Here is a 9,178-nt window from a genome sequence, read left to right on the forward strand (position 1 = left end):
CGATGTCACCCGCGACGAACTCGTCGAGATCGTCCGGAGAATTCTGGCCGCCGACCCGGTGGCCGACTACTGTCTGCGAATTCTCGAAGTCAACGTGCTTCATCCGCGGGTGGGTGATTTGATCTTTCATTCGCCCGATCGACCTGCTGGACGCCTCCGCCGAGGCGATCCGGTTTATGGCGCGTCGGGATGGGAAGCGTTCGCCGGTCGGCTCGGGCGATGACGGCCGGAGACGACGTTACCGACAGCGCCCGTCTCGATCACGGGGCTTCCATCGATCCGCCCTGCGAGTCCGCTGCACCAGGTCACCGACCAGACGCCGGTACGCGCGATTCACGGAAGGAGTGCCGACGGTCAGCATGGCGCCGCCATTAGCGGATGAAGACGAGCGGGGACCGCAGCGGCCATTGCTCGGCCGCGGGATGCTACTGCTCTTCATTGCTCTGGTCGGCTGTTTCACCGCTTGGGGCATCGCGCAGGACCTGACCACGCCGATGGTGGCGGGCTTCAAGCGCATCTTCGAGATGAGCACCTTCCAGGCGTCGCTCGTCCAGTTGGCGTACTTCGGCGCATACTTCCTGCTAGCGCTCCCGGCGGCCTTTCTCAACCAGCGCTTCGGCTACAAGACGGGAATCCTCACCGGACTGGGGCTGGCGGCGCTGGGCGCCTTCCTCTTCTATCCGGCAAGCAAGATCATGACGTACGAGGCGTTCCTGCTGGCCCTGTTTGCGATGGCCGCCGGCTGCTCGATCCTGGAGACCTCCGCGAACCCGTACGTCATGTCGCTCGGCCCGGAAGAGACGGCGACCCGGCGATTGAACTTCGCCCAGGCGTTCAATCCGCTGGGAACGAACATCGGGGTCCTGCTGGCTTCGACGCTCATCCTGCCCAAACTCGCGGAACCGGTCGACATCTCGTCGCTGAGCCCGGCCCAGCTGCACGCCATCCGCGCGGGCGAGCTCGGCGCCGTGATGGGCCCTTACCTGGGGCTGGCCTTCCTCCTACTACTCATCGCCGTCACCATCGCGATTCAGAAGGCGCCGCCGATCGTCGAGGAGTTCCCCGATACCGGCCCGCACGCCGGCGGCACCGGCCACCTGTTCGGCGTGCTGTGGCGCAGCAAGCGGTACCGCTTCGGGGTGATCGCCCAGTTTGCGAACGTCGCGGCTCAGGTGTGCACCTGGACGTTCCTGATCCAGTATGTACAGCAGGCACTGGGCGGCAGCCTGCAGAAGGGCGGCGCCTACCTTCAGCTCAGCTTGCTCGTCTTCCTCGGATCACGCTTCCTGATGACGTGGGTGATCGGTCGCGTGCGCGCCACCAAGGTGCTCGCCGTGCTGGCCTCGCTGGCGGTGGCGCTCTGCGTGTTCGCGATATTGAGTCCCAACCTTGCCGGGGTCCTCGCCGTGGTCGCCCTGTCCTTCTGTCTGTCACTCATGTTCCCGACAATCTACGGCGTTGCCCTCGAAGGGCTCGGGCCGGCGACCAAGTTCGGCGCCGCCGGCCTCGTGATGGCCATCGTGGGCGGCGCGATCATGCCGCTGGTACAGGGCAAGCTCGTGGACCAGACGAGCGCGGCGATCTCCTTTGTCGTCCCAGCCGCCTGCTTCGCCGTCGTCGGGCTCTACGCCCTCTACGACCTCAGGGCCGCGCCCGGGTCCGTCCGCGGGAGCACCGAGCCGGGCCTGCCCGGGGACGCCGGGCCGAGCACCGTCACCGGGAGCACGGCATGAACCGCCGGCGCCGGGCGGTCGCGGCAGTCGCGGTCATGGCGCTCGCCGTGGCCGGCTGCGGCGCGCAGAAGCCGACGAGCGCCACGGCGGACACCAGGCAGCTTGAGGTCGTGTCGTGGTGGACCTCCAGGTCGGAGGCCGCCGCGCTGAACGTCCTCTTGTCCGCCATGCACCAGACGAATCCGGATGTCGACGTCGTCAACGCCGCGGTCGCCGGCGGCGCCGGGTCACAGGCGGTCGTGGCGCTGGCCAAACGGCTGCAGCATGGCAACCCACCTGACGTCTGGCAGACCTTCGCGGGCAAGTCCGTGCAAGGCTATGCCGACCGCGGCGTCATTCGTGACGTCGCGTCAGTCTTCACCGACGGTGACCTGCGCGCGACGATGCAGCCGACCATCCTGCGTTCGCTCATGTACGACGGCAAGCCGTACGGGGTGCCGACGGGTGCCCATCGCAGCAACATGCTGTGGTTCAACACCGAGCTGCTCCACCGCGCCGGCGTCACGCTGCCCTCCAGCGGCTACTCCCTCGCCGCCTTCCTGGACGGCCTGCAGAAGGTCAAGGCGTCCGGGGCCACCCCCTTGTGTCTCGGCGGCAAGGACCCGTTCACCACCGTCGAGCTGTTCGAGAACGTGCTACTTGGCACAATCGGGGTGAAGGGCTGGCAGGACATGGCCGGCGACCGCCTCAACTGGCGCAGCCCGCAGGTGCGGACGGCGCTGCGGGTCTTCGGCGACGTCCTCGCCTACGCCGATCCCGAGGCCGGCACGTTGACCTGGGACGCGGCGACAAAGAAGCTCACCACCGGTGGTTGCGCCTTCGAGTCCCTGAACGACTCAGCGTATGGCGAGATGGTCGCCGACGGCGCACAGGAGGGCAAGGACTTCGGAGCTGTGGCGTTTCCCGGCACCGGCGACAGCTTCCTCGCGGTTGTCGACGTCTTCGTGGCCGCGACCAGGGCCAAGAACGCCAAGAACGCCCTTGCCTTCCTCAGTGACATCAGCAAGCCATCGACCCAGATTCCGTTCAGCAAGGCGAAGGGGTCGGTACCGGTGCTCCGGAACATCGATATTTCGTCCCTGTCCGCCTACCAGCGGGATGCCTCGAAGAGCCTCTGGGGCTCATCGGTGCTGCTTTCGGTCGCCCACGGCGAGGCCATGAGCCCACAGTTCCAGGAGGGCTTCTACGACGCCGTGTCGACCTACGTGCGCACCCGCGATCCGGACGCCTTCGCCCGCGATCTCGAAGACGCGGTCACCAAGGACAAGATCCCGCCACGCTGACGCAGGGGTCAGGCGTTGTCGCTCACGGGCGCGGAGCACGGTCTGCGTGCCGCGGCAGTCAGGCCTCTGGCAGTGTCTCCGATGCGGGCGGAGATGGCGCCGGATTTGCAGCGCATCAGGTGAGGTGATCCCTTTAGGCCGGAAACGCGCCACGGACTTCGGCCGCGAGAAGCGCCTTCTCGCCGCCGCCCGAACGGTGACGGTGACGGTGCTCGGACAGAGACGTCCGCTCATCGGCTACTTGTGCGTGCACCGGATCAAGAGATTGAAATCGACGTCCGGCAAGGCGATCAGGGAGGCAGTGAGCTGACGCCTTCGAGGGTTCCTTTCCTGAACCGTCGCGCCTCGAACGGGTCTCACCGTCCTGACGAATGTGGCGGCTGCACGAGTGGACGGCCCGGGTTATTGCCCGTACTGGTCACGTTCATGGCTTCGTTACTGTAGTGCGGCTGAATCAGTTTGCGGAGCCGATCGGCTTGCGGACGGTCGAGGTGCGTAAGCGTAGGCAGGGCAGCGTTCCATGCGCCGCGCGCGGCGGCTGTGTCACCGGTGGCGTGGTGCGTGTCGCCGAGCCGGGCGAGCGCCATGGCCTCGCGGTGCCGGTCGCCGAGCTCGCGGAACAACTCCAGCGCCTGCCGATAGCAGCTCAGGGCCTGCTGGTGATCGCCGAGTTGGTGGTACACGTAACCGAGGCCGTCCCATATGTACGCCTCGAAGTTCTGGTTCTGCAGGCGCTGGAACAGCCTAAGCGCCTCCCAGCACGCGTTCAGGGCGCTGTCGTGGTCGCCGAGGCGGGCGTGGAACCATCCGATGGCGCTGAGTGCGTCGGCCTGCCCGCTGAGATGTTGGTCGGCGCGGAACAGTGCGAGGGCACGTGAAGCGTGCTCGATCGCCAGGATGTCGCGGTCCTGCCTGCTGTGCAGCTGGGCGAGGTAAACGAGCGTGTGTGCCTGTCCGGTCGCATCCTGAGCCACCAGATAGAGGGCGAGTGCCTGTTCCAGATGTCGGCAGGCCTCGTCGAAATGGTCGAGGTGGGTGTGCGCGCGGCCGAGCAGGCGGTGCGCCCAGGCGCGGGTCGGCCCGTCGGCGAGGCGGTCGGCGGCCTGCAACGCGATCGACTGTGCGGCGGCCAGATCGTTCCAGTGCCCCTGCCATTCGAGGTACGTCCAAAGTGTCCAGGCAAGCTGCCACGCGTAAGTGTCGAGACCGGCCCGGCCGGCGTGGTCGACGACTGCAAGCAGCACATGGTGTTCGGTCGTGAACCAGTCAAGCGCCCCTCGGCGGCTGTCGGGCGACTCCAGGGCCACACCGACCCGCGGCGCCGCGAGCTTGATCGGCGAACGCAACGGGTTCAGCAGGCGGGCCGCTGCGTGCGCCGCGTGCAGATAGTGATCGAGCGCGCGGCCAACGGCATCGTCGCGGTCGTTCGGGGCGTCGGTGTTGAGCGCCTGCTCACGGGCATAAGAGCGAAGAAGATCGTGGAAGGTGTACCGCGAGGGCCGGTGCTCCACCACGAGGTGCGCGCGGGTCAACTCGGTAAGCGACGCGCGTACGGCCGTTGGCGACGCCCCGGCGAGGCTGGCCGCAGCCAGCGTCGAGATCTCCGGCCCCGGGTGCAGGCCGAGGCTGCGGAAGAGGCGGGCCGCCTCCGGGCTGAGCGTGCGGCACGACCAGAAGAACACCGTGCGCAGGTCCGTCATCGGGTCCCCGCCGGTCAGCACATCGAGACGGTCCTGGATGTCGGTTAGCTCCCGGGCCATCACCCGCAGTGAGAAATGTGGATAGGCCGATGCCCGCGCCGCGACGATGGCCAGGGCGAGCGGGAGCCGCGCGCACAGGTTCACCAGTGCGTTGACCGCTTCGGGCTCGGCGGCGGCGCGCTCGACCCCGAATCGGCGGGTCAGCAGCCGCCGCGCTTCCGCGACGGTCAGCAGATCGACGGTCAGCAGGTGCGCTCCCGCGGCGGTCAGGCCGGTCAGTTGACTGCGGCTCGTCACGATAACCAGGCAGCCCGGCGTGCCGGGCAACAACGGACGAACCTGGTCGACGTTACGGGCGTTGTCCAGGAGCACCAGCACCCGTCGGCCGGCGAGGATGCTGCGGTAGAAGGCGGCCTGCGCGTCGAGCCCGATAGGGATCCGCTCGGGCGGAACGTCAAGCGCGTCGAGGAATCCGCGCAGCGCCTCGTCGGGCTCCATCGCCGAGCCGCCAGGGTCGAAGCCGCGCAGATTGATGTACAACTGCCCGTCCGGGAACAGCCCGGCCGTCCGGTGGGCAAAATGCACCGCCAGCGCGGTCTTACCGACGCCAGCGGTGCCCGACAGCACGGCAACGGGAACGGCCTGCTCCGCCGTCAAGCCGGATGTCCTCGCGATTGCATCGAGGCGCGCCAGTTCGTCGTCGCGACCGGTGAACCCGTCGAGGGCAAGCGGAAGCTGCTGTGGTCCGACCGGCGACCGCGCCAGCGGGCGGCCGCCAGCCCGCTGCGCAAGGCGGTTCTCGTAGCGGTCGGCGAATACCAGCACGATACCCAGCCCCGTAACCGGCAGGGCGAGCACGTTGGCCCAGCCCGCCGCATCGTTGAGCCCACCGGATGTCAGGGCCCAAGCCGGCAGGGCGATGCAGACGACGAGAACCGCCCAGCCCAGTAGTCCCCACCCGACTCGGACCCGCCACGACCTCCGCCCGCGCGCCGATCGTCCCCGCATGGTTACATCATTGCGTAGTTGTCCAGTCACGGAAAGGCACCGTTTTAATTGGTCGCCGCCATCAGACACTCCCGCTCGCCGACAACCAACCTCCCGCCATACCTGACGGCGGTGCCGGGCCGCCGCCACAGCGAGTGACGATCGCCGGCCGGCTGGCGCGCTGGATCCGCGGCATGAGCGGAAACCTGATCAAGCGCGCAGCGGCATGAGCGTGCATCCGATTGGGCGCTGGTGGCCGCTGCCGCGCGCCCGGTCGGTGGCAGTGCCGGATGCTGAGGGCGCCGTTGGTTATGTGATAGATCGTGATGGCTGGCGATCTCCTGTTCGCTCGACGGGTAGCTCGGGCGAGTGCACTCAGGCGGGTCTGACAGGATCGATCAGTGAGTGTGCTGTACGACTACTTCGTCGCCTTCTCCGATGACGAAGCCGCGGCCATGATCGAGGACGGGCCAGACGGCGAGCTGTTGCTCCTGGAACTGAAAGGGCTCGACCCGCACGACCTCGTCGACGTCGAGGCGTTGCTGACCGGTGCCAGCGTCCGCACGATCTCCGAACGGGGGTATGCGCCGCGCATCGTTGCGAGTCTGCATGACAACCACAACTTGGTCCTGTTCCTCGCCGACGAACTGCGCGATGCACTCGCCGGGGCGACGGCCGAGAAACTGATCGCGGTTGCGGCGTCATGGGCGCAGCTGAGCGGACTCGTCGCCCAAGAGGACGCCGACGTCTTGGCGGACCTGCTCGGCCAGTTTGCCTGGCTGGCCCGAGAGGCCCGAGAGGACAGCGCACACCTGTACTGCTGGGTTGGTGTCTGAAGCGCGGTGCAGCGCTCGAGCCCCGGCACTCGCGGACCGCGACAGCGGTGGTTGCCGTAACTATCCAGGGAACACACGCTCATCGGCAGGACAGTAAGCCTCTGCCTCGCCGAACCAGTCACCGGTGGTGCGAGCACTGGCCGGCGGTCGCGCACCAACGGCGGCTCACGTGATCTTGGCAATGGGTTTCACTGTGGAACCTCGACGCCGGTGCTGGTGGAGGCGGGAGGGACACCCCATCGGTGGATCTAGAGCCGCTCGTCCATTACCAGCATCCGCACACCAAGCCGAGCACGAACAGTGTCAACGAACTCGTCGGTGAGCGGACCGGGCCAGTTCACGAAGCTGACCGCGACATTTCCGACCGCTGTTGACGCCCCGCGCCAGTCACCGAGTGGTCGCGCCTTCCCGCAGGCCTCGCAGGCCACGGTAGGCTCGCCGGTCTCCCACCATGCCTCGCCGAATTCGAACAGTTGCTCCAGCACCGCTTCTATGTCTTCGACGCTGTCGATGCTGGGACTGTGGCCGCAGCTTGCGCACTCGAGTGGTTGCCATGCCTCCCCGGCGTCGTACCGCTGCCGGCCGACGTGGATCTCCACCGTACCGAAGGGTGCGTTCTCGTCGGGAGCGCTCACCGCGGTTGCCCAGCGCGGGCCGGGAACGTAATGGCCCTGCCTGTCCGGGCTGTCGCCGACCACCTCCGTGGCGAGCAGCCATTGCCGTAGCGCGCCTGCGGCGCTACCGGCCGCCTCGACGTTCGTTGATAGGTCGATCAAGTGCTGGATGTGGTCGCTCATCGGGTACCTCCGCGGCAAGCCTGCCAGGCTTAAGACGTCGGCGCAGGCCCCCGGGCGTTCGGTATGCGATGGCCTCCAGCCCCAGGGCCGTGAGATGGCTCCTGCCAACCACGCTGCTGCGGCGACCCATCCACAGCGTTGCCCGTGCCAGGAACCGTCCGCGATTTTGTGGTGAGCCGGTGATCCGAGAAGCTGGGGCGATCTCCGGGGGTCAGCGCACGTGATGGCGCGCGACCATGATCGGATGCGCGCTCATCGGCATGGTCGCAATCCAAGGTCAGGTTCCGGAGGCCATGTAGGCGGCGAGGATGTAGTTGGGGTGGCGGTCGAGGTTGTTGCGGGCGCGGTCGTAGCGCATGGTGGTGCGGGGGTCGGCGTGGCGGGCGGCGATCTGCACGTCGCGGAGGCTGACTCCGGCGTCGAGCATGGTCGTGACGAACGTATGTCTGAGCATGTGAGGGTGCATCCTGGGCATCCATATGCCGGCCGCTGCGGCCAGGTGTCTGAGCCGCCGCGTGGCGGCGTGGCGGTCCATACGGCCGCCGAGCAGGTTACGCAGGATGGGCCCGTCGACGCGGTCACCGACGGCGCGTTCGATCGCCCGGGCCACGGCGGGCGGTAGCGGGATCAGGACGACCTTGCCGCCTTTGCCGCGCACGCGCAAGACGCGGTGGCCGTGTTCTTCGCCGAGGTCGGTGATGTTCGAGCCGCAGGCTTCGAAGACCCGCAGCCCGAGTAGCCCCAGCAGGGCGATGAGGGCGAAGTCGTTCGGGTTGGCCGACAGCCGGGCGATGGTGAGCAGCGCTTCGAACTGCAGATGCCCGAGCCCGAGGGTCGGCGACTCGACCGGGACGGTGGGCCGGCGGACGTAGTCGGCTGGTGAGTGCGGCAATATGCCGTCGATGACGCAGACCCGGTAGAAGCCGGTCACGATCGACAGCCGGCGCGAGACTGTGGACGGCTGGTAGCAGCGCACGTCCTGCAGCCAGCGCACATACCGTTCGATGTCGATTCGGACCGCGGCGAGCGGATCGAGCTCGTGATCGGTGCACCAGCGCAGAAAGACATGCAGGTCGGACTCGCTGTGCTGCCGGGTCAGGCCGCGGTAGCGACCGAGGTAGGCCGCCACCGCGGCACGCAGGACAAGCTCACCGAAGGACACGACACGGGCGTCGGGAACAGGAAACGCAGCCATGTATTACGGTGCGTCACCAGTGACGGTGAACACCAGAGCTCCCGCCGCAGCATGAGCGATAACCACGGCATGATCGTTTGCGAAGATGCTCTTGTGAGGGAGCGGCCGATCAGGACGCGAGCTGAGCGCAAGCTCGGCTATCTGCGTGTGTGCGAGGCGCGTGACCCGGCCACGACTCCTGATCGGCTTCGCGAGTTGGCCGGCGACGAGATTCGACCGGTCCGGTACTGGGCTGCGGTGAACGTCCACACGCCGAGGGATGCGCTGGAACGGCTCGCTCGGGACGAGGACGATCACGTTCGGGCCTGCGCCATCCACAATTTGCACTTCCCCGAGATGGTGATGCGCTGGCAAGCCAACGGCGGGCAGATATCGCCGGCCGAGCGGCTGAGTGTCTTCCTGCACCAGGTCGTGCACCATCCACGCGTACCGGGGGCCCTTCGCGCCGAGGTGCGTGCGGCTGGCCACTGCCCGGATTCCTGTCCACGCTGGCGATACGACAGCCCCGACTCGAACGACACCATCTGACGACGACTCGTCGTGACGAGCGGATCGCGGCTACGTATTGACTAGACCTACGACCGCAGCCCGGCCAGGCTTGGTCGAGGTGACCGGTGGGGTCGCTCGTATCGCGGCTGCCCACAGCG

At 67.5% G+C, this 9,178-nt stretch carries 7 protein-coding genes; 4 read left to right on the forward strand and 3 right to left on the reverse strand.

Annotation, left to right across the window (positions count from 1 at the left end; genetic code table 11):
- The first annotated feature begins 359 nt into the window (after nt 1-359).
- Complete coding sequence (gene fucP / locus AB0B76_RS35575) at nt 360-1,733, forward strand: L-fucose:H+ symporter permease (protein ID WP_360383701.1); 1,374 nt, start codon at nt 360-362, stop codon at nt 1,731-1,733.
- Entirely contained in the window at nt 1,730-3,016 is a 1,287-nt protein-coding gene (locus tag AB0B76_RS35580) for an ABC transporter substrate-binding protein (RefSeq protein ID WP_360383704.1), read from the forward strand. The genes fucP and AB0B76_RS35580 overlap by 4 nt, the downstream gene beginning before the upstream one ends.
- 356 nt (nt 3,017-3,372) lie before the next feature.
- Here the strand turns inward: AB0B76_RS35580 and AB0B76_RS35585 are convergent, their stop codons facing one another.
- Nucleotides 3,373-5,574: a tetratricopeptide repeat protein gene (locus AB0B76_RS35585; RefSeq protein WP_360383706.1), complete on the reverse strand. Its 2,202-nt coding sequence runs from the start codon at nt 5,572-5,574 to the stop codon at nt 3,373-3,375.
- Between the two features lie 530 nt (nt 5,575-6,104).
- Between AB0B76_RS35585 and AB0B76_RS35590 the strand changes: the two genes are divergently transcribed.
- A complete protein-coding gene (locus AB0B76_RS35590; protein ID WP_360383709.1) occupies nt 6,105-6,539 on the forward strand; it encodes a hypothetical protein in 435 nt (144 codons plus the stop codon).
- A 248-nt stretch (nt 6,540-6,787) separates the two neighbouring features.
- Here the strand turns inward: AB0B76_RS35590 and AB0B76_RS35595 are convergent, their stop codons facing one another.
- Together AB0B76_RS35595 and AB0B76_RS35600 are read right to left on the reverse strand one after the other, a co-directional pair.
- Nucleotides 6,788-7,336, reverse strand: a complete 549-nt coding sequence (locus AB0B76_RS35595; protein WP_360383712.1) for a hypothetical protein — start codon at nt 7,334-7,336, stop codon at nt 6,788-6,790.
- Nucleotides 7,337-7,613: 277 nt separating this feature from the next.
- Entirely contained in the window at nt 7,614-8,498 is an 885-nt protein-coding gene (locus AB0B76_RS35600; RefSeq protein ID WP_360383715.1) for a tyrosine-type recombinase/integrase, read from the reverse strand.
- A gap of 84 nt (nt 8,499-8,582) precedes the next feature.
- Here AB0B76_RS35600 and AB0B76_RS35605 point away from each other — a divergent pair, with 84 nt between their 5' ends.
- Entirely contained in the window at nt 8,583-9,059 is a 477-nt protein-coding gene (locus AB0B76_RS35605) for a hypothetical protein (RefSeq protein WP_360383717.1), read from the forward strand.
- The last annotated feature ends 119 nt before the right edge of the window (nt 9,060-9,178 follow it).

The organism is Dactylosporangium sp. NPDC049140, from assembly GCF_040648435.1.